The organism is Affinirhizobium capsici, assembly GCF_977018625.1.
Window position 1 is genome coordinate 509,729 of the sequence record NZ_CDRNXD010000004.1, and the last position, 18,732, is coordinate 528,460.

Consider the following 18,732-nt stretch of genomic DNA (forward strand, 5'->3'; position numbering starts at 1 on the left):
TCAGTCCTCTAGAACCCAGGTATCCTTGGTGCCGCCGCCCTGGCTGGAGTTGACCACCAGCGAGCCTTTCTTCAGCGCCACCCGGGTCAAGCCGCCGGGAATGATGTTCACGCCCTTGTCGGAAACAAGCACGTAAGGCCGCAAATCCACGTGGCGGGGAGCGATGCCCTTATCCACCAGAATGGGAACGGTGGAGAGCGAAAGCGTGGGCTGCGCGATGTAGTTGCGGGGCTTGGCGCGCAGCTTTTCCGCAAAAGCGGAGCGCTCCTTTTTCGAAGCAGTAGGCCCAACCAACATGCCATAGCCGCCAGAGCCATGCACTTCCTTCACCACCAGTTCTTCCAGATGCTCCAGCACATATTTCAGGCTGTCCGGTTCAGAACAGCGCCAGGTGGGTACGTTTTCCAAAAGCGGCTTGCGGCCAGTGTAAAACTCAACGATCTCAGGCATATAGGAGTAGATTGCCTTGTCATCGGAAATGCCGGTACCGGGCGCATTGGCAATGGTAATATTGCCGGAGCGGTAGACATCCATGATGCCAGGAATACCAAGAGCCGAATCCGGGCGGAAGGTCAGGGGGTCCAGGAAGTCATCATCGACGCGGCGGTAAAGCACGTCGATAGCTTCATAGCCCTGTGTTGTGCGCATCTTCACCTTGCCGTCGATGACGCGCAGATCCGAGCCTTCTACAAGCTCCACGCCCATCGTGTCAGCCAGGAAAGAGTGCTCGTAATAGGCCGAGTTATAGATGCCGGGGGTGAGGACGGCCACGCGCGGACGGCCCTTGCAGCCGGGAGGTGCCAGCGAGGCAAGCGATTGCCGAAGCAGATAGGGATAATCTTCCACACGCTGCACCTTGTTCAGGCTGAACAGCTCCGGGAACATCTGCATCATGGTTTCCCGGTTTTCCAGCATGTAGGAAACGCCGGAAGGTGTGCGGGCATTATCTTCCAGCACATAGAACTGGTCTTCGCCGGTGCGCACGATATCGGTGCCGACGATATGGGTGTAGACACCGCCGGGCGGCTTGAAGCCAATCATTTCCGGCAGGAAGGCATCATTGTTCTCGATCAGCTCGCGCGGGATGCGGCCAGCCCGGATGATTTCCTGCTTGTGATAGATGTCATCAAGGAAAGCATTGAGTGCCAGAACGCGCTGCTCGATACCCTGTGCCAGTTTACGCCATTCGCGTGCGGAAATGATGCGGGGAATGATGTCGAAGGGGATGAGCTTTTCGGAGGAATCCTCGTGGCCATAGACCGCAAAGGTAATGCCTGTCTTGCGAAAGATGTTTTCCGCGTCCTGAGACTTTCTGATCAGATGCGCCGGGTCCTGCGCCGCATACCACTCCTGGTAAGTCTTGTACGGGGGGCGCGGAAGATTTTCCGCAGTCAACATCTCATCAAATGCCAATGGTGCGTTCCCTCATTTTTGTCCATAAGAATACAACGCAAACAGCATTGCAAGAACCATGCGCCCTCGAAAAACAAATTTATAATTTGCTCAAACCCTTGAATGCGATGGGGAAAGAGAGGCGGATTCAACTCGCCTTAGACTTGGGCAAAGCCTGCGAGAGTGCCAATGCGATAATTCCCGAATTTGTGGGAATATTAATTTATTCGATTGTTCAACACTTCTGCTTTGCCTATCCTTTGCGCGTATCCTCCCTTGCCCTGCCCAATCTCGCGGCAGTGGGCCGAAAGCTATCCAGAATGCTCCATCGCATTGCTCCAGTCCTGTTCGTCTTCTTGTGGTCCACGGGCTGGATCGTAGCGAAAATCGCCGCTTTGCATGCGGAGCCACTGACCTTTCTGGCAGCGCGGCACATACTCGCAGCGATTGTGTTTGCGGCATTTTCATTTGCGACCTCTGCCGCCTGGCCCGAAAACGGGAAAGCCGCTCTGCATGGCTTCGTTTCGGGTGTCTTACTCCACGGGCTTTATCTGGCAGGGCTGTGGTGGGCGATCGGGCAGGGTGTGCCGGCCAGTCTTTCTGGCATCATTGCAGGCTTGCAGCCCCTGCTAACGGCAGGTTTTGCTCTCTTCCTTCTGCGAGAGCGTCTCAGTCTGAAGCAGGTCTGCGGTCTAGTCCTTGGATTTATGGGGATCGCCATTGCGGTGTCACCACAATTTTCTGCCGTGCTGCAAACCGGGTTGACGGGGCTTGCCGTGCCGGTGCTCATAAATCTGATCGCCATGTTCTCTGTGACGTTCGGAACGCTTTATCAGAAGCGCTTCCTGGGGAAGGGCGATCTGCGCACGATTGCTGTACTGCAATATCTGGGGGCCTTCGCCGTCACTGTTCCACTTGCCTATGGTTTGGAAAGCGGCAGGTTTGATTGGACGTGGCCTGCTATCGCCGCAATGGCCTGGTCGGTTATCGGCATTTCGATGGGCGCAGTTGGCCTGTTGCTCTACCTCATCCGGCGCGGCCAGGTGTCTCGTGCCGCCTCCCTCATTTACATGATGCCGCCTTTGGTGGCCGTTGAGGCGGCGGTTCTGTTTGGCGAAACTCTCAGCTTTCCGATGATCGTGGGAACAGCAATCGTCGTGACCGGCGTTTACCTCGTCAATCTCCGCACATAATCCACGATCATTGACGCTATGGAACTTAGGTCCAGTCTCGGGTCTAGAATTGTGCACCGCACAATTTGCGCTTTGAGATTCAGGCTTCTTTAAATGGTGCAATGCAAATTACGCATAAAGTGTATTTTGTGAGTATTGCCTAATAAAAGGAGTTGCCGATGGGACGTTTGAACATAAGAAGAGGTCTTTTGCTTGCTTTGTCCCTGGTCACCTTGTCAATCATAGCATTGGCCGGGGCATCGTTCTCAGGCATCTCGCATATCGCCGGCAACATGAACAACATCGCCCACGAGCTTGTGAAAAAGCAGATGGCAGCGTCTCAGGTGAAGGCAGAGTTCGTCGCTTTCCGTTTGATGGCAGCGAGAGCATCATTGGCCACATTCCAGGGGAAAGAGGCTTTCCAAGCTGCCGTGAAGGTTCAGGATGCGCAGGCGCAAAAGCTGAACGATGCGACCTCTGCCTTACGCAAAGTGGTGAACAGCGATCTGGAACGCCAACAGGTGCAAAATCTTGAGCGGGCCGTTGGCGATTATAGCACGCTGGTCGGCAAGGTGAACACAATGCGGCTTGAGGGGAAGAACGATGTAGCGGATGCTACGATCGACAAGGAAGTTCCTCCCATTGCCAGCACGGCTGCCAAAAGTGTGGACGAGATCCAACAACATGTTGGCCAGCAAATTGAGCAGGCGGTTCTCAATGCGGATAGAGTGGGCGGCCAGGTCAACACCATCGTTATTCTCGTGTCCGTCGTCAGCATCATCCTTGCTGCACTTTCCATGGCCTACGTGGTGATGGGCGTTGCCAATCCCATTGGCGAGTTGTCAAACGCCGTGCGAAAGCTGGCGGGTGGAAGCCTGAACAATCCAGTTCCGTTTACGAGCCGCAAAGACGAGCTCGGTCATATGGCAACGGCGCTGGAGGTTCTCCGAAAAGCCGGTCTGGAAAACATCCGGCTTCAGGACGAAGCAGCAGCTGCCCGCCAAGCGCAGGAGGCACAGACGATTGATACGGCCCGTCGTTCCTCGCAAGAGGCGGAGAAGCTTCGCTTTGCGACAACAACGTTGGGCGATGGCTTGCGCCGTCTGGCTGGCGGCGATGTGTCCTTCACTCTGTCGGAGCAATTTGCGCCGGAATACGAGGAGCTCCGTCACGATTTCAACGAGACGGTGCAGCAACTTGGACATACGATTGCAAGCGTTCTATCTGTCGTGCACTCCATTGAAAGCGGTACAGCTGAAATTGCGGGCGGTGCCAACGATCTTTCCAAACGCACGGAACAGCAGGCTGCTTCTCTGGAAGAAACCGCAGCTGCGCTGGATGAGATTACGCAGAATGTTTCAGAATCCTCGCGCCGCACGAACGAGGCGCGTCAGGTGGCCGGGCGTGCCAATGCAACGGCAGATGCTTCTGCCAAAGTGGTTTCCAATGCAGAGGAGGCCATGCGCCGGATAGAGGAATCCTCGCAGCAGATTTCCAATATCATTGGTGTCATCGACGAGATTGCCTTCCAAACCAACCTGCTTGCACTGAATGCAGGTGTCGAGGCCGCGCGTGCGGGCGAGGCTGGCAAGGGCTTTGCCGTTGTTGCACAGGAAGTGCGTGAATTGGCACAGCGTTCTGCAGGTGCGGCAAAGGAAATCAAGAGCCTTATTCAGAACTCGTCCAATGAAGTTGGCAATGGGGTAAACCTTGTTCGCGAAACGGGTTCGGCGCTCAAGGAAATCGGTGACCAAGTTGTTCAGGTCAACACGTTAATGGAAACCATTGCGCTATCATCCCGTGAACAGTCCACTGGACTTGGCGAAGTCAACATGGCTGTCAACCACATGGACCAGACCACGCAGCAAAATGCAGCGATGGTTGAGCAATCCACGGCTGCCGCTGCTTCCCTTGCAGGTGAGGCGCAGCGCTTGCGTGAACTGGTAGGTCGCTTCAAGCTGCCGCAGGAAAATGCAGCAGGTCGTGTCGGATCTTATGCATCAGATCGCCGAGCTGCCTGAACTTTATCCTGGCACTGCCTAAATAAAACGGCCCGCCTGAGATGTCAGGCGGGCCGTTCTGTAATTGGCTGCTCGATAATGTGTCAGGCTCGGTCGCGACGGCGGGGCTGACCACGCTCTTCGCCGCCGAATTTCACCGGACCACCGTTGCCCTTAGGCTTGCGTGCCGGCTGGCCGTTCCGTGCCTGGCGCTGTTGAGCCGGCGCATGACGGTTTTCGCCGCCATTGCCGCGCTTGCGCTGATCAGCGGAAGCTGGCTTCGCGCCAAACTGCTTCTTTTGTGGCTGACCAAAATCAGACGTCGCTACCAGATCATTATCACGTTCGAAAGCCGGGGCTTCTTCGTTGCGACGCTGGCCGCGGAAGTCTTCATTGCGGCGCTGACCACCCTGACGGCGCTCGCCACGCGGTGCACCTTCATCACCTTCCGCGAGGAAGGGACGACGTGCCGGTCTACCCTCAGGACGACCGCGTCCACCATCACGATTGCCGCCTTCACGCTTGCCGCCATCACGCTGACCGCCGCCGTTCTGGCCACGCCCACCGCCATTGCGCGCCTTGGTCGGGCGGGCAGGGCTGCGCATTTCAGCCGGACGCTCACCGGACGCAACCGAAATTTCGATGCCCATCAGGCGCTCGATATCGCGCAGCAGGCGCGTTTCATCCGGAGCGCAAAATGCAATTGCAACCCCATCGCGGCCTGCACGAGCCGTTCTGCCGATGCGGTGAACATAGGCATCCGGCACTTCCGGCAGGTCATAGTTGAAAACGTGCGTGACGCCCGGAATATCGATTCCGCGTGCTGCAACATCCGTTGCCACGAGAACGCGGATGTCACCATCGCGGAACGCCTTCAAGGCGCGCTCGCGCTGACCCTGGCTCTTGTTGCCGTGAATGGATGCAACCTTGAAGCCGATATGCTCCAGATGCTTGAACAGCTTTTCGGCGCCGTGCTTGGTGCGCAGAAACACCATGGCGCGGCCATCGGGATTCTTTTCAAGCGCATCTTTCAACAAAACGGTCTTGTCGTTCTTGCCAGCAACGAAGTGGACATGCTGCTCGATCTTGTCGGCGGCCTTGCCCGGAGGCGTGACTTCAACCTTGACCGGGTTGTTGAGATAATCGCCAGCCAGATCGGCAATAGCCTTCGGCATGGTAGCTGAGAACAGCAGTGTCTGGCGGCGGGCCGGAACCATCTTGGCGATCTTGCGCAGGTCGTGAACGAAGCCCAGGTCGAGCATCTGATCCGCTTCATCGAGCACCAGGTAGCGCACGGTGGTGAGGCCAATGGCGCGACGGCTGACCAGATCCAGCAGACGGCCCGGCGTGGCAACCAGAATGTCTGTGCCCTTTTCCAGCTGCTGCTGCTGTTTGTTGATCGATGCACCGCCAACGACGGAGTTGATCTTCAGCGGTGTATTGCGCACGTAGCTTTTGAGGTTGGTGGCGATCTGGTTCACCAGTTCGCGGGTCGGTGCGAGGATCAGCGTGCGTGTGGTGCGATTGTCCGGACGCTTCTGTTCCTTGAGCAGCATTTCAACAAGCGGCAGACCAAAGGCTGCGGTTTTGCCGGTGCCGGTCTGGGCGAGGCCGATCATATCGCGGCCTTCAAGGAGAAGAGGAATAGCCTGCGCCTGAATAGGCGTCGGGGTTTCGTAGCCAAGCTGGGTAAGGGTGGCAACGATCTGCTTGGACAGGCCAAGCTCTTGGAAATTCGTCAAGTCGAATACCTTTCGGGGCGCCAGACATGAACGCCCTGGCAGCACCATGCTGGCCCGGGTCATTCTGGCGTCAAGAACCCCGCGTGAATTGGGAACTTGTGGTTGGAAAATGCTTTCCAGCGCTGGCCGCTATGCGACCTCGTTCTTCCGCGCTTACCTTCTTCGCGATCCAATTTCGTCGCAGGGCCAACTCACGCGGCGGCCGGAAGGTGAAAGCTATGCTGCATGTGCTTCTTTGCACGTTAAAAGTCAAGGGCCCAAGGCGAGATCACCTTGGGCCCTTCGGTTTCGATGCGGCTTTCGCAGCAATCAATCGGCGCAAACACGCACGCGGTAAGCATCACCCCAATCATTTTCGCGCCATTCGAAATGGCAGCGAACAGGTGGGGGCGCGCGGTAATAGCTGCGCTCGTAATAGACGCGGCGTGGCGGCGGCGGTGGCGGCGGATCGATATAGACCGGCCCTTCGTAGACAGGGCCGCGCGGCTGGGAGGCAATCACGCCGCCAAGCAAGCCGCCGACAAGACCCCCGGCCACGCCAGCCGCAAAATCATCGCGCGCCAATGCTGCGGGTGCAGTGGCAACAAGTGCGCTTGTCAGCGAAACCGCAACAAGACCCGCAGTGATTGTTTTTCTCAGTACGGTCATCGTTCTATTCCTTTCACCCATCAGGGTACGACAAGGATGTTCGTCTTCAATGAGGGCAGATTAATGGAAAATTCCTGAGAGAAGTCTGAACAGATATTCAGCTGCCTAAAGCCGGTAGTTGCTATTTTGATGGGTTTTCCGCAGTACGGGTGACATTGTGGCGGCTTTGCGGTGAAAATACGGCAAAAAGAAGGGGCCACAGAATCGTGTATTGTGATAGATATTCGTAATAGGTTTTATCAGTCTTCAAGATACAGATTTTGGTTGAATATAGCCTTATTTAAGAAAACTAGGATAGCCATCGAATATTGAAGAGGAATTGCGGGCGGAGTATTGGCGGGGATGGATTCGACGAGCGACGGCGCACTTTTACAGAGAGCCTGCCAACGCATTGGCGATTTGGCTGTTCCTGCCTTCATAAAAGATGGTGCCCTACGCTATGTTGCTGTCAACCACGCCTATGCTCGTCTCAAGGGGCTTGACCTTGATGATTTCATTAACAGGCGTGTCGAAGAAATCGAGGGTCTCACCGAGAGCGCACTTCTAAGGGACCGTCAAAATCGCTCGATTATTTTCGGCACCGATGAGAGCGTTGAAGACCGTGACCAGCACGGACGCCTACTGCATGACATCCGCATAGAACGCTTCATTTCGCACGAGGATGAACCTTACCTGTTCGTTCTTTTCGAACCGCATTCCGTGAATATGACGGAGCCTCCAGCGCAGTCCTTCGATTTCAAGTCGCTGGGTCCCGCTCTCGATCTTCTTGAAACCGGGATCGGCGTTTTTGACGAAAACAACCGGCTCATCCACTACAATGAGCGACTGAAGGATCACTATGGTGCATTCGGAGCCACGCTTCATCCCGGAAAATCCCTCTATGACCTTGTAAAGCAGGCCTTCGGCAATGCGCCCGCCGATATGCCTATGCCAAGCACGCCAGACGGCGTCTGGGTGGATGCCGCCGAAGAGCGAATGAAAATCTTCCAAGAGCCGATTTGGCATGCAGTCGAGCCCATGCCGGACGGCCGTTGGGTGCACAGCGTCAACAAGCGTTTGGAAAACGGCTGTCTGGTGATCCTGCGCCAGGACGTGACCAACGAGAAGATTCAGGAAATGCGGATAGGCAAAGAGGTTGAGGAGGCGCAAATTTTCCGTGCTGCCTTCGATGAGCTTCCCGTCGCCATCTTCCTGCGTGACAGCCAGTTGCGCTTGAAATACGCCAATGCCGCTTATGCATCCATGCATTCGACGCCGCTTGAACAGTGTGTGGGGCGCACTGCACTGGATATGTTCCCAGATCAGGGTGAATGCTACAGCAAGCAGAGCCAGCAACTGCTCGAACACGGCGGACACATCGAGGCCAATGACGATATCAGTATGCCGGATGGCAGTACGATGTCTGGCATTGTGCGCATCAAACGGATTTCTTCTCCGGCTGGAGAGCCTTATCTGGTTGGCTCTGTTACAGATGTTTCGCTGGTGCGTGCGGCTCAGCGGGAAGCAGAACGCCTGCATGAGGAATTGAAGGAAATCCTGCAAGCTTTGCCCGTGGGCGTTGCCATTCTCGACCGCAATCTGAAGCTTGAATATGTAAATTGGACGCTGAATGAATTCTGGCGCGCGGACGGCGAAGATCATCGGGATTGGACTGGTGAGCAGTATCAAGATTTCCTGAAGTTCAATCTGAGCCGAGGCGTCTATGGAGATGTCGATCTCGATGATCTTCTGAAGGAGCGTATAGCGCTACTGCGGCAACCGGGACCGATCCCGCAATATGAGCTATCCAATCTGGGTGGCCGGCGCATTCTGGTGGACCGTTCCCATGTGGGCAACGGTAAAATCCTGTTCACCTGCGTCGATATTACCGGCATTCGCAAGCGCGAGCAGGAAGTGCAGGAGGCTCGCAAGGCATTGGAGCGGCATGCGCATTTGATGCAGACCGCCACGAGCGCGATGTCTCAAGGCTTGATGATCGTGCAGGGCGAGGAAATCGCTTTCTGCAATGATGCCGTGGCAGACCTCCTGAATGTGCCGCCGGAGCTGGCGCTGCCGGGCAGTTCATGGCGGGCTCTTCTCAACATCATGATTGAACGGGGTGACATTCTCGATCCTGAAAAGATGCTGGCAGAAAGCGAGAGCTGGCGCGTCAACCCAACACAGGAAACGGCCTATTTCACAGCCTGTATCGATGGCAAAAAGTTTATTGATATCGAGGTGAAGAAAAGCGGCAATCAGCAGCTGCTTACAGTATTTACCGACGTGACCGAGACCCGCCAGCGCGAACGGGATCTGGAGCGCCTGCTGGAGCGTGCCAAGGCTGCTGACAAGGCAAAGTCCGAATTTCTGGCCAATATGAGCCACGAAATCCGCACACCCATGAACGGTGTGCTGGGCATGGCCGAGCTTCTGTCAAAATCCAGCCTCGATACCAAGCAGAAGACTTTTACGGAGATCATCGTCAAATCGGGAAAGGCGTTGATGACGATCATCAACGACATTCTCGATTTCTCCAAGATCGATGCAGGTCAGATGACGTTGCGCAAGGTCGCCTTCGATCCGGGCGATGCCATTGAAGATGTGGCGACGCTTTTGTCATCCTCTGCCGCAGAAAAGGATATTGAGCTCATCGTTCGGGTTGCGGGGGCCAGCCCGCGCGTAGTGGGTGATGCGGGGCGATTCCGCCAGATTGTGACCAACCTTCTTGGGAATTCTATCAAGTTTACCGAAACCGGCCACATCCTTATCGAACTTTCCGCCGAGGAGCAGGCGGAGGGCAAGACTCAGGTAACCGTGCGGGTCACAGATACGGGCATCGGTATTCCAAACGATCAACTGGAAAGGATCTTCGACAAATTCTCCCAGGTGGACGGATCGTCTACCCGCCGCCATGAAGGTACAGGTCTTGGACTGGCCATTACGGCGGGCCTGGTGGACATATTCGGCGGCACCATCAATGTATCCAGCAAGGCGGGGAAGGGTTCTGTCTTCACCGTCGTTATTCCGTTCGATAAGGTTGCCGATCAGCATAAGGCTGTACCCGCGCCATCCGGCCTCCGCAACGCGAAGGTTCTGGTTATTGACGACAATTACGTCAACCGGCAGATCCTCTCTGAGCAATTGGCGCTTTGGGGCTTTGATGGCGTCGCTGCGAAGGACGGCCCGGAAGGGCTTGCTGTCTTGCGTACGGCGGCAGATCTTGGCGTGAAAGTGGATGCCGTCATTCTCGATTATCAGATGCCGAAGATGAACGGTCATGCGGTTGCCACCACCATCCGCAACGATCCGCAATTGCGAGATGTGCCCATCATCTTTCTGACGTCGATGGATACGACGGGAAGTGAAGGAAGTGCCGAACATCTGAACATCCAGGCGCATTTGATGAAGCCCGTTCGGGGCCAGTTGTTGCGGACGGCGCTGGTCGATGTCATTCGCAATGCGCGACGCGACCGGCGCGAGCTGGAGGCGGATGTTCAGGTTTCAAAAGCGCCTGCATCCGAACCAAAGGCGGCTATGAGCTCCTCGCAACCGTTCAATGACCCTCTTTCGACGCTGGATATTCTGGTTGCGGAGGATAATGAGGTGAACCAGATCGTGTTCACGCAGATCCTGCAATCGCTCAATGTCAGTTTCCGCATCGTGGAAAATGGTGCGGAAGCGGTGGCGGCCTGGCAGCAGGAGCGGCCCCGGCTGATCCTCATGGATGTGTCGATGCCGATCATGAACGGCCATAAGGCAACCCGCCGGATACGTGAGCTTGAAGGCAGCTTTGGTGGACACGTTCCTATCGTGGCCGTGACTGCCCATGCTTTGGACAGTGACCGCGATCTCTGCTTTGCAGCAGGCATGGATGATTATTTGTCAAAGCCCATAAGCCCGGAATTGCTGGCGGGCAAAATCCGGGATTGGCTGCCGACGATCAAATCCTCGGGCCAGTCGCGGCTGTAAGGGCTAGAGTCTGTCAGGGAAGAGTGGAAGGCGGTTTCCCTGACCGACAAACGGAAATAAACAATCTAAGGCGTCTGCTTCACGCCGCACAGCATTTCCCGTTTACCGGCAAAACCCGGACGGCGCTCGACTGGAAATCCTGCTGCCTGCAGGTTGCGACGCACGAAGCCCGCAGCGGCATAGGTGGCGAAACTGCCTTCGGGTTTGGTTTGGTTGTACACCGCCTGCATCAATTCCAGCGACCACATATCCGGATTACGCGATGGCGCAAAGCCATCGAGGAACCACGCGTCAAATGGCTCGGCAGCTTGCGGCACCAGTTCCTCGGCCTTGCCGCAGACCACAGTGAGCGTCACGCGGTCGGTCAGCTTGAGTGTAATTGTGCCGCTCCGCTCTGCCGGCCATTGCGTGACCAGCGCTTGACGCTGCTCGTCAATTTCCGGCCAATGGGAGAGGGCGCGGTCAATCTCTTGCGCAGTCATCGGATAGAGCTCGAAGGACGTGAAGTGGAGAGAGGCACCCTCTGGCGCGGTCTGCTGCCATTGCCGCCATGTTTCACAGAAGTTCAGGCCAGTGCCGAAACCCAACTCGCCTATGCGAAAAAGACCAGGTTTTTGCCAGCGAGGCGGCAGGCCATTGCCGTTCAGAAACACGTGCCCACATTCCAGTCGGCCATCGGTCTGACAATAAAAGTGGTCGCCAAACTGGCTGGAATAGGGCATATCGCCCTCGCGCCATTCCAAGGCGTTTTCATCACTCTGTGTCTTATCGGGGTCCGTCATGGCGCATCCTTTTTCGGAACATGCGGATAATGCCCCGGCAAGGTCTGGTCAATCCGTGGACCTTCCCGGCAGCATTGATCTTCTGGTCGTGGGTGCCGGTGTCATGGGGTTGTGGGCGGCTCTGAAGGCTGGCCGTCTGGGATTGAAGACGCTTCTCATCGACCAGTCGAAACCCGGTTCCGGCGCAAGCGGCGGCTTGTTGGGTGCGCTCATGCCGCATACGCCAGACCGCTGGAACCCGAAGAAGCAGTTTCAGTTCGATGCCCTGTGCGACCTTGAACACGAGGTGAAGCGGCTGGAGCTGGAAACGGGTTTGAGCTGCGGTTATGCCCGTTCCGGCCGTCTGATCCCGCTGCCAAAGCCGCATTTGCGGCCCATAGCGGAGCGCAACGGCGAAGACGCGACTTTGCGCTGGGTATCGGAAAAGGGCCGTTTTGCCTGGCAGGTGCTGGATACGTTTGCAGATGAACAATGGCTTTCGCCACAGGCTTGCGCATCCGGGGTTATCTACGATCAACTGGCCGCGCGGGTTTCGCCCCGGCATTTGACTGCGGCGCTGGTTGCCGCCTGCGATGGCATACCTGAAGTCCAGCGTCTGGACGGAACTTTCGTTTCAAGGCTGATGCCGGACCGGGTGAAGCTTGCTGACGGTGCCGAGATTGCCTTTGGCCAATGCATCATCGCATCGGGTGTCGGCTCGTTTCCGCTACTGGAACAATTGGGTCCAGCTTTGCCGCGTCCGCTCGGGCGTGCGGTAAAAGGGCAGGCGGCGCTACTGGCGGCAGACATCGATAGATCAAACCCCGTCTTGTTTCTCAACGGTATCTACGTGGTTCCGCATGAGGACGGTTTGGTCGCTGTTGGTAGTACCAGCGAGGAGGAATTCGAGCACCCTTTCGAGACGGATACCTTGCTGGACAGGGTGATCGATAAAGCTCGCGAGATCAGCCCGGAACTTGGCTCCAGCCCAGTGGTGGAACGGTGGGCGGGGCTGAGGCCCAAGGCTGTTGATCGTGATCCAATGATTGGGCCGCACCCGGATGCGCCGCGTGTGCTGGCTTCGACGGGCGGCTTTAAAGTATCGTTTGGGCTCGCGCATCGCCTGGCAGACGCAGTGCTCGCGCCCTTCAGTGGGGCAGAAATTACCGTGCCTGAAAACTACTGGCTTGAAAGCCATCTTAAGGTTGCAAAATCGACGTAGTAACTACATTGCCGCGTCGTTAAGCTGTCACAGGAATCGCGTAGATCGCTTGCCAAAGGGGGTCGGAACCTCTGGAGGTTACGCATGCGCTATGCCATCAATTTTACGCCTTCTGCTGCTGATCCTCTGACGATTGCGGCGTCTCAATGGCTTGGCCGTAATGCATTTTCCGGTGAGGCGATGGAGCTTCCCTTCATTCGCGAGCTTGGCTTGCATGAAATAGCGTTTAATACCGCAGTTCCCAGACGCTACGGTTTCCATGGCACGTTGAAGCCACCGTTTCGATTGGTCGAGGGTGTGTCCGAAGCCATGCTTCTGCGACAGATGATGCACTTCACCGGGCAATACCAGCCGATTTCCTTGCCACCGCTTGAAGTCGTGCGTCTGGGCAATCGTTTCGCACTCGCTCCCTCTATTCCCTGCGCTGAACTCACCCACCTGGCAGCAGCCGTTGTCATGCATTTTGACAGCTTTCGGGCGCCGATGTCGGAAGCTGAATTGGAGCGCGTGGATACTGAAAGGCTTTCAGTATCGCAATTTGCCAACCTGCACCGCTTTGGCCATCCGCACGTCATGGACGAGTTCCGATTTCACATGACACTGACGGGACCTGTTGGAGCGGCTGAAATTCCTCGTTTCGAGGCTGTCTTGAAGCGGTATTTTGAACCCATCCTCCAGCGTCGCCAGCATCTCGCCAATCTTGCGCTCTTCGTTGAGACCGAACCCGGCGCGCCCTTCCTTGTGCATTCCCTTCATCCACTGGGCAGCGTTTCTGCGCGTCGGATTGCGTGATTGCCAGTTAGAAAAATGCATTGTGCAATGCATTAGAAACACTCGACATTTGATGGCTGAATGCTACCGTCTAGTCCCTGTTTCAGAGGTGATTTTCGATGGTTGATGACGCTTATCCCCGAGATCTTGTCGGCTATGGCCGCAACATCCCAGATCCCAAATGGCCAGGCGGTGCACGCATCGCCGTGCAATTCGTCATCAACTACGAAGAAGGCGGGGAAAGTTGTATTCTGGATGGCGATCCAGCCTCTGAGAACCTGCTTTCGGAAATTGTCGGCGGACCCGCATGGCCCGGCCAGCGCAACCTCAACATGGAAAGCATCTATGAATACGGTTCTCGGGCTGGCTTCTGGCGCTTGCATCGCTTGTTCACCGAGCTTCAGGTTCCGTGTACGGTCTATGGCGTTACGCTTGCCATGATGCGCAACCCGGATGCCGTTGCCGCCATGAACGAGGCTGGCTGGGAAATCGCCAGCCACGGTTACCGCTGGCACGAATACAAGGATTACCCGGAAGAGCTGGAGCGTCAGCATATCCTTGATGCAGTTCGGCTGCATACCCAAGTTGCGGGTGAGCGTCCCTATGGGATGTACCAGGGCAAGCCTTCCATTAACACCTTGCGGCTGGTGCAGGAGGAAGGTGGTTTCCTTTATTCTTCCGATAGCTATGCCGATGATCTGCCCTATTGGGTCAAGGGTGTGAATGGCAAACCCTTCCTCATCATCCCCTATACGCTTGAAGCCAATGACATGCGTTTCGCCACGCCTCAGGGTTTCAATTCGGGAGACCAGTTCTATACTTACCTGAAGGACACGTTCGACACGCTTTACCAGGAAGGCAAGGAAGGTGCGCCGAAAATGATGTCCGTTGGCCTTCATTGCCGCCTTGTCGGGCGTCCGGGCCGTATCGCCGCGCTTCGGCGCTTCATGGAATATGTGCTTGAGCACAAGAAGGTTTGGATACCCCGGCGTATCGAGATTGCCCGCCACTGGCATGAGCATCACAAGCCGGACCCAACCTAACTTCAAGAAAACAGGCTGATCATGCAAAGACAGGAATTTATTGACCGTTTCGGCGGCGTTTTCGAGCATTCGCCGTTCGTTGCAGAGCGTGCCTATGACGACGACATGGTGCGCGGGGAGAAGCTGAATGTGCAGCGTGTGCATGCCGCTTTGGTTGCAGTCTTTCGCGTTGCCAGTGAAGAAGAGCGGTTGAGCGTGCTACGCTCGCATCCCGATCTCGCGGGCAAACTTGCCATTGCTGGCGGGTTGACGGAGGAAAGCCGCAAGGAGCAGGCAGGAGCGGGGCTCGACCGCCTGAGCCCCGAGGAGCACGCCCGCTTCACCGAACTGAATGATGCCTATACGCAAAAATTCGGCTTTCCCTTCATCATCGCCGTCAAGGGGCTGAACAAGGACGACATCCTCGGTGCCTTCGAAAAGCGCGTGAACAATAGCCGCGAAGATGAGTTCGCGACTGCCTGCGGGCAGGTGGAACGTATTGCTCTCCTGCGACTGGAAAACCTGCTGCCTTCCGCATGAGGATGGGTTAGAATTGTCCGACAGGAGTTCAACATGCGCCCATCGGAAGTGCTGGAAAAGAACAGAGAACTGATCCGTAGGCTGGTGGTTCAGCACCATGTCGCCAATCCGCGCGTGTTCGGCTCAGTTGCACGTGGCGATGACCGAGACGATAGCGACCTCGATATTTTAGTCGATACGCTGGAGGAAACGACCCTCTTTGATCTAGGCGGTCTTCAACATGATTTGGAGACGCTACTTCAGATGCGCGTCGATCTTGCAACCAGTAAAGGGTTGCGGCCCAAGGTGAAGGATCGTGTGCTTGCCGAGGCGATTGCCATATGAGCTTTGAGCGCAGCAAATTGCTGGAACTTCTCGAACAAATGCAAGAAGCGACTGGGCAGGCCATCAGTTTTCTGGACGGAATAGAAAAACCCCAATTTTTTCTGAGGGAAACCAGAACTCAGATGGCGGTTTCCATGGCTCTGGTCATCTTGGGTGAGGCGGTTACTCGCGCTATAAAATCAGACCCTCACATCACAGATGAGCATCCGAACATTCCCTGGATGAAAATCAAGGCGACGCGGAATCTCGTCGCAGATGACTACTTCGAACTAGAATTCGATGTAGTTTGGAAAACAGTGAAAGAGGATTTACCTCACCCCTCTCGCAACTTCACGCTCTGCGCCACATTCATGCCCAAGGTGAATAATCTAAAATGCCGAAAACCCTCTCTGTCCGTCCACTGACACAAGCCGCATTCGAGCCATTCGGTCAGGTTATTGAGGCAGATCGCGCCCGCATGAAGCTGATCAATGGCGGCAATACCGAGCGGTTTCATGCACTGGCCGAGGCCGAAGTTGTAGGTGAGGGCGCTCGCGTCATTCTCAATATCTTCCGCGGCCAGCCCCGCCCGTTTCCCTACGCGCTTGGCATGATGGAGCGCCACCCATTTGGCAGTCAGAGTTTTTCGCCATTGAGCGGGCGGCCTTATCTTGTCGTCGTATCCGAGGATGTGGATGGCAAACCCGCAGAGCCGCAGGTGTTTCTCGCACGCGGCGATCAGGGCGTGAATTATCGGCGCAATGTCTGGCACCATCCGCTGATGACGATAGGTGATCCAAGCGATTTTCTGATTGTCGATCGCGATGGACCAGGGAACAATCTCGAGGAATATTTCTTTTCTGAACCCTACAGCATCAGTGAGCCAACCATATGACCGGATTGACCACCCATGTTCTCGATACTGCCTCTGGCAAACCTGCCGAAGGATTGGTGATCGATCTTTACAAGTTGGATGGAGAAACACGATCTCATGTGAAAAGCGTCACAACCAATAGCGATGGCCGCGTGGATGGCGGGCCGATTCTGATTGGCGAAAGCTTTTGCAAGGGAACTTATGAGTTGGTGTTTCATGCAGGAGATTATCTGAGACAAAGCGGTGTGGCACTTGCCGATCCCGCCTTTCTCGATGTTATTCCCATTCGCTTCGGTATTGCTGATGAGAGCGGGCATTATCACGTGCCGCTCCTGATTTCGCCCTATGGCTATTCCACCTATCGCGGGAGCTGACATGCGTTTCGCCGCCATTGCCGACATTCACGGAAACTGTGCGGCATTGGAGGCCGTGCTTCTCGATATCGGGCAGCAGGGAATACCGACAAACTTCATCGTCAACCTGGGAGACTGTCTCTCCGGCCCTCTGGAGGCGGGACGCACGGCAGAGCTGCTTCTATCGCTCGACCTGCCCACCGTGCGCGGCAATCACGACCGCTATCTCGTGGAACATTCACTGGGTGAAATGCACAGCTGGGAAGCAGATGCTTATAGCCAACTGACGGATGAGCATCTGGACTGGCTCAAATCCCTTCCTCCATCCCTTGTCTGGCATGACGATGTTTTCGCCTGTCACGCCAACCCGCATGACGATCAGGCGTACTGGCTGGAAATTGTAAAGCCTGATGGTGCGGTGTGCCTGAAGCCGCGGGCGGACATTGAGCGGCTTGCGGAAGGGATCAAGCAGTCGCTGATGCTCTGCGGCCATAGCCATCTTCCAAGAGCGGTTCGGTTGCGTGATGGCCGCATCATCGTCAATCCCGGCAGTGTTGGCTGTCCGGTCTATGATGATGACATGCCTTATTATCACCAGGTGGAAACCGGAACACCTCACGCCTCCTATGCCATTTGCGAGACGAAGAACGGCATATGGGACATTACCTTCCGGCTGGTGCCATACGATCATATGAGCCAGTCACGCCTTGCTGAACAGAATGGCCGCCCCACCTGGGCAGCGGGGCTGGCAACGGGCTGGCTTGATTGATTCAGTATGGGCAGTGGGCGATAATATTCCGGTCCACGCTCTGAATATCCCGTTTGCCGCAGAGCGCCATGGTGATATCCATTTCCTTGCGAATGATGTTGAGCGCCAGCTCAACACCTTCCTTGCCCATGGCGCCAAGGCCATACAGGAAGGGGCGACCGATATAGGTGCCCTTTGCACCCAATGCGACGGCCTTCAGCACATCCTGCCCCGAACGTATGCCACTATCCAGATGTACCTCGATACGGTCGCCGACGGCCGAAACGATCTTCGGTAACATACTAATGGCAGAAGGCGCGCCATCCAGCTGACGACCGCCATGGTTGGAGACGATGATGGCGTCTGCCCCGGTATCGGCAGCGGCACGGGCATCTTCTTCATCCAGAATGCCCTTGATGATGAGCTTGCCGTTCCAGCGATCCTTGATCCATTCCACATCTTTCCAGGACAGGCGCGGATCGAACTGTTCCGCGGTCCAGGAGCTGAGCGAGGAGAGATCGGACACGTTTTTGGCATGTCCCACAATGTTGCCAAAACCGCGACGCTTCGTGCGCGCCATATCCAGGCACCATTGCGGACGCGTTGCCATTTGCCAGATGTGCTTTGGCGTGAACTTCGGCGGCGCGGATAAGCCGTTGCGCAAATCCTTGTGGCGCTGTCCAAGTATCTGAAGATCGGCAGTGATCACGAGCGCAGAGCAATTGGCGCGCTTGGCTCTCTCTATCAGGCTCTCGATAAAAGCCCTGTCCTTCATTACATACAGCTGGAACCAGAATGGTTTCGCCGTGACCGAAGCGACGTCCTCAATGGAGCAGATGCTCATTGTCGAGAGCGTAAATGGCACGCCAAATTCTTCCGCTGCCTTGGCCGCCAGCATCTCGCCATCCGCATGCTGCATTCCGGTCATGCCAGTTGGAGCAAGGGCAACGGGCATGGAAACCGGCTGGCCGATCATCTCGCTCTTGAGCGAGCGGTTGGTCATGTCCACCAGCACCCGCTGACGCAGCTTGATAGCAGCGAAATCTTCCTCGTTGGCGCGATAGGTTCCCTCAGTCCAGGAGCCGCTATCGGCATAATCGAAAAACATTTTCGGCACGCGACGGCGAGCCAGCGCCTTCAAATCAGCAATCGTCAATGGGGCAGTCATGAAACGTCTCGTCCTCCGAATAGTTGTTCAACAACTATCATAAGAGACCGCAAACGGAAGCGGAAAGT

At 56.0% G+C, this 18,732-nt stretch carries 17 protein-coding genes; 12 read left to right on the plus strand and 5 right to left on the minus strand.

The features are described from left to right. A complete protein-coding gene (locus AC0JZ1_RS05855; protein WP_471881478.1) occupies nt 1-1,413 on the minus strand; it encodes a circularly permuted type 2 ATP-grasp protein in 1,413 nt (470 codons plus the stop codon). A 299-nt stretch (nt 1,414-1,712) separates the two neighbouring features. On the opposite strand from AC0JZ1_RS05855, the gene AC0JZ1_RS05860 reads away from it, so the two are divergent. Then, nucleotides 1,713-2,585: a DMT family transporter gene (locus tag AC0JZ1_RS05860; RefSeq protein ID WP_471881479.1), complete on the plus strand. Its 873-nt coding sequence runs from the start codon at nt 1,713-1,715 to the stop codon at nt 2,583-2,585. Nucleotides 2,586-2,743: 158 nt separating this feature from the next. Then, nucleotides 2,744-4,585, plus strand: a complete 1,842-nt coding sequence (locus tag AC0JZ1_RS05865) for a methyl-accepting chemotaxis protein (protein ID WP_471881480.1) — start codon at nt 2,744-2,746, stop codon at nt 4,583-4,585. A gap of 83 nt (nt 4,586-4,668) precedes the next feature. Here AC0JZ1_RS05865 and AC0JZ1_RS05870 read toward each other — a convergent pair whose 3' ends face one another. Together AC0JZ1_RS05870 and AC0JZ1_RS05875 are read right to left on the minus strand one after the other, a co-directional pair. After that, entirely contained in the window at nt 4,669-6,354 is a 1,686-nt protein-coding gene (locus tag AC0JZ1_RS05870) for a DEAD/DEAH box helicase (protein ID WP_471883370.1), read from the minus strand. A gap of 261 nt (nt 6,355-6,615) precedes the next feature. Then, nucleotides 6,616-6,954: a hypothetical protein gene (locus tag AC0JZ1_RS05875; protein ID WP_471881481.1), complete on the minus strand. Its 339-nt coding sequence runs from the start codon at nt 6,952-6,954 to the stop codon at nt 6,616-6,618. 342 nt (nt 6,955-7,296) lie between these two features. Between AC0JZ1_RS05875 and AC0JZ1_RS05880 the strand changes: the two genes are divergently transcribed. Further along, nucleotides 7,297-10,902, plus strand: coding sequence for a response regulator (locus AC0JZ1_RS05880; RefSeq protein ID WP_471881482.1), 3,606 nt, complete (start codon nt 7,297-7,299; stop codon nt 10,900-10,902). A 65-nt stretch (nt 10,903-10,967) separates the two neighbouring features. On the opposite strand, the gene mnmC2 is transcribed toward AC0JZ1_RS05880, so the two are convergent. Beyond that, nucleotides 10,968-11,684: a tRNA (5-methylaminomethyl-2-thiouridine)(34)-methyltransferase MnmC2 gene (gene mnmC2, locus AC0JZ1_RS05885; protein ID WP_471881483.1), complete on the minus strand. Its 717-nt coding sequence runs from the start codon at nt 11,682-11,684 to the stop codon at nt 10,968-10,970. Between mnmC2 and AC0JZ1_RS05890 the strand changes: the two genes are divergently transcribed. The 9 genes from AC0JZ1_RS05890 (at nt 11,683) to AC0JZ1_RS05930 (ending at nt 17,517) form a co-directional block, all read left to right on the plus strand. Then, nucleotides 11,683-12,885 carry an NAD(P)/FAD-dependent oxidoreductase gene (locus tag AC0JZ1_RS05890; protein WP_471881484.1) on the plus strand — a complete coding sequence of 401 codons (1,203 nt, stop codon included), beginning with the start codon at nt 11,683-11,685 and terminating at the stop codon, nt 12,883-12,885. The two genes, mnmC2 and AC0JZ1_RS05890, sit on opposite strands and share 2 nt — an antisense overlap. A gap of 84 nt (nt 12,886-12,969) precedes the next feature. Beyond that, nucleotides 12,970-13,677, plus strand: a complete 708-nt coding sequence (locus tag AC0JZ1_RS05895; protein ID WP_471881485.1) for a DUF1045 domain-containing protein — start codon at nt 12,970-12,972, stop codon at nt 13,675-13,677. Nucleotides 13,678-13,775: 98 nt separating this feature from the next. Continuing rightward, nucleotides 13,776-14,699, plus strand: coding sequence for an allantoinase PuuE (gene puuE / locus AC0JZ1_RS05900; RefSeq protein ID WP_471881486.1), 924 nt, complete (start codon nt 13,776-13,778; stop codon nt 14,697-14,699). Between the two features lie 21 nt (nt 14,700-14,720). Further along, a complete protein-coding gene (gene uraD, locus AC0JZ1_RS05905) occupies nt 14,721-15,218 on the plus strand; it encodes a 2-oxo-4-hydroxy-4-carboxy-5-ureidoimidazoline decarboxylase (RefSeq protein WP_471881487.1) in 498 nt (165 codons plus the stop codon). Between the two features lie 33 nt (nt 15,219-15,251). After that, entirely contained in the window at nt 15,252-15,542 is a 291-nt protein-coding gene (locus AC0JZ1_RS05910; protein ID WP_471881488.1) for a nucleotidyltransferase family protein, read from the plus strand. Then, nucleotides 15,539-15,946, plus strand: coding sequence for a HepT-like ribonuclease domain-containing protein (locus AC0JZ1_RS05915; RefSeq protein WP_471881489.1), 408 nt, complete (start codon nt 15,539-15,541; stop codon nt 15,944-15,946). The genes AC0JZ1_RS05910 and AC0JZ1_RS05915 overlap by 4 nt, the downstream gene beginning before the upstream one ends. Then, nucleotides 15,916-16,416 carry an ureidoglycolate lyase gene (locus AC0JZ1_RS05920; RefSeq protein WP_471881490.1) on the plus strand — a complete coding sequence of 167 codons (501 nt, stop codon included), beginning with the start codon at nt 15,916-15,918 and terminating at the stop codon, nt 16,414-16,416. The genes AC0JZ1_RS05915 and AC0JZ1_RS05920 overlap by 31 nt, the downstream gene beginning before the upstream one ends. Further along, nucleotides 16,413-16,769: a hydroxyisourate hydrolase gene (gene uraH, locus AC0JZ1_RS05925; RefSeq protein ID WP_471881491.1), complete on the plus strand. Its 357-nt coding sequence runs from the start codon at nt 16,413-16,415 to the stop codon at nt 16,767-16,769. Before AC0JZ1_RS05920 ends, uraH begins: the two co-directional genes overlap by 4 nt. A 1-nt stretch (nt 16,770) precedes the next feature. Continuing rightward, nucleotides 16,771-17,517: a metallophosphoesterase family protein gene (locus AC0JZ1_RS05930; protein ID WP_471881492.1), complete on the plus strand. Its 747-nt coding sequence runs from the start codon at nt 16,771-16,773 to the stop codon at nt 17,515-17,517. A gap of 1 nt (nt 17,518) precedes the next feature. Here AC0JZ1_RS05930 and AC0JZ1_RS05935 read toward each other — a convergent pair whose 3' ends face one another. Then, entirely contained in the window at nt 17,519-18,664 is a 1,146-nt protein-coding gene (locus AC0JZ1_RS05935; protein ID WP_471881493.1) for an alpha-hydroxy acid oxidase, read from the minus strand. Nucleotides 18,665-18,732: the final 68 nt, after the last annotated feature.

Coding starts and splice junctions, on each gene's coding strand:
- AC0JZ1_RS05860 (WP_471881479.1), top strand. CDS start 1,713: ATGCTCCATCGCATTGCTCCAGTCCTGTTCGTCTTCTTGTGGTCCACG.
- uraD (WP_471881487.1), top strand. CDS start 14,721: ATGCAAAGACAGGAATTTATTGACCGTTTCGGCGGCGTTTTCGAGCAT.
- AC0JZ1_RS05870 (WP_471883370.1), bottom strand. CDS start 6,354: ATGGTGCTGCCAGGGCGTTCATGTCTGGCGCCCCGAAAGGTATTCGAC.
- AC0JZ1_RS05930 (WP_471881492.1), top strand. CDS start 16,771: ATGCGTTTCGCCGCCATTGCCGACATTCACGGAAACTGTGCGGCATTG.
- AC0JZ1_RS05890 (WP_471881484.1), top strand. CDS start 11,683: ATGGCGCATCCTTTTTCGGAACATGCGGATAATGCCCCGGCAAGGTCT.
- AC0JZ1_RS05915 (WP_471881489.1), top strand. CDS start 15,539: ATGAGCTTTGAGCGCAGCAAATTGCTGGAACTTCTCGAACAAATGCAA.
- AC0JZ1_RS05935 (WP_471881493.1), bottom strand. CDS start 18,664: ATGACTGCCCCATTGACGATTGCTGATTTGAAGGCGCTGGCTCGCCGT.
- AC0JZ1_RS05865 (WP_471881480.1), top strand. CDS start 2,744: ATGGGACGTTTGAACATAAGAAGAGGTCTTTTGCTTGCTTTGTCCCTG.
- AC0JZ1_RS05880 (WP_471881482.1), top strand. CDS start 7,297: ATGGATTCGACGAGCGACGGCGCACTTTTACAGAGAGCCTGCCAACGC.
- puuE (WP_471881486.1), top strand. CDS start 13,776: ATGGTTGATGACGCTTATCCCCGAGATCTTGTCGGCTATGGCCGCAAC.
- AC0JZ1_RS05895 (WP_471881485.1), top strand. CDS start 12,970: ATGCGCTATGCCATCAATTTTACGCCTTCTGCTGCTGATCCTCTGACG.
- AC0JZ1_RS05875 (WP_471881481.1), bottom strand. CDS start 6,954: ATGACCGTACTGAGAAAAACAATCACTGCGGGTCTTGTTGCGGTTTCG.
- mnmC2 (WP_471881483.1), bottom strand. CDS start 11,684: ATGACGGACCCCGATAAGACACAGAGTGATGAAAACGCCTTGGAATGG.
- AC0JZ1_RS05910 (WP_471881488.1), top strand. CDS start 15,252: ATGCGCCCATCGGAAGTGCTGGAAAAGAACAGAGAACTGATCCGTAGG.
- uraH (WP_471881491.1), top strand. CDS start 16,413: ATGACCGGATTGACCACCCATGTTCTCGATACTGCCTCTGGCAAACCT.
- AC0JZ1_RS05920 (WP_471881490.1), top strand. CDS start 15,916: ATGCCGAAAACCCTCTCTGTCCGTCCACTGACACAAGCCGCATTCGAG.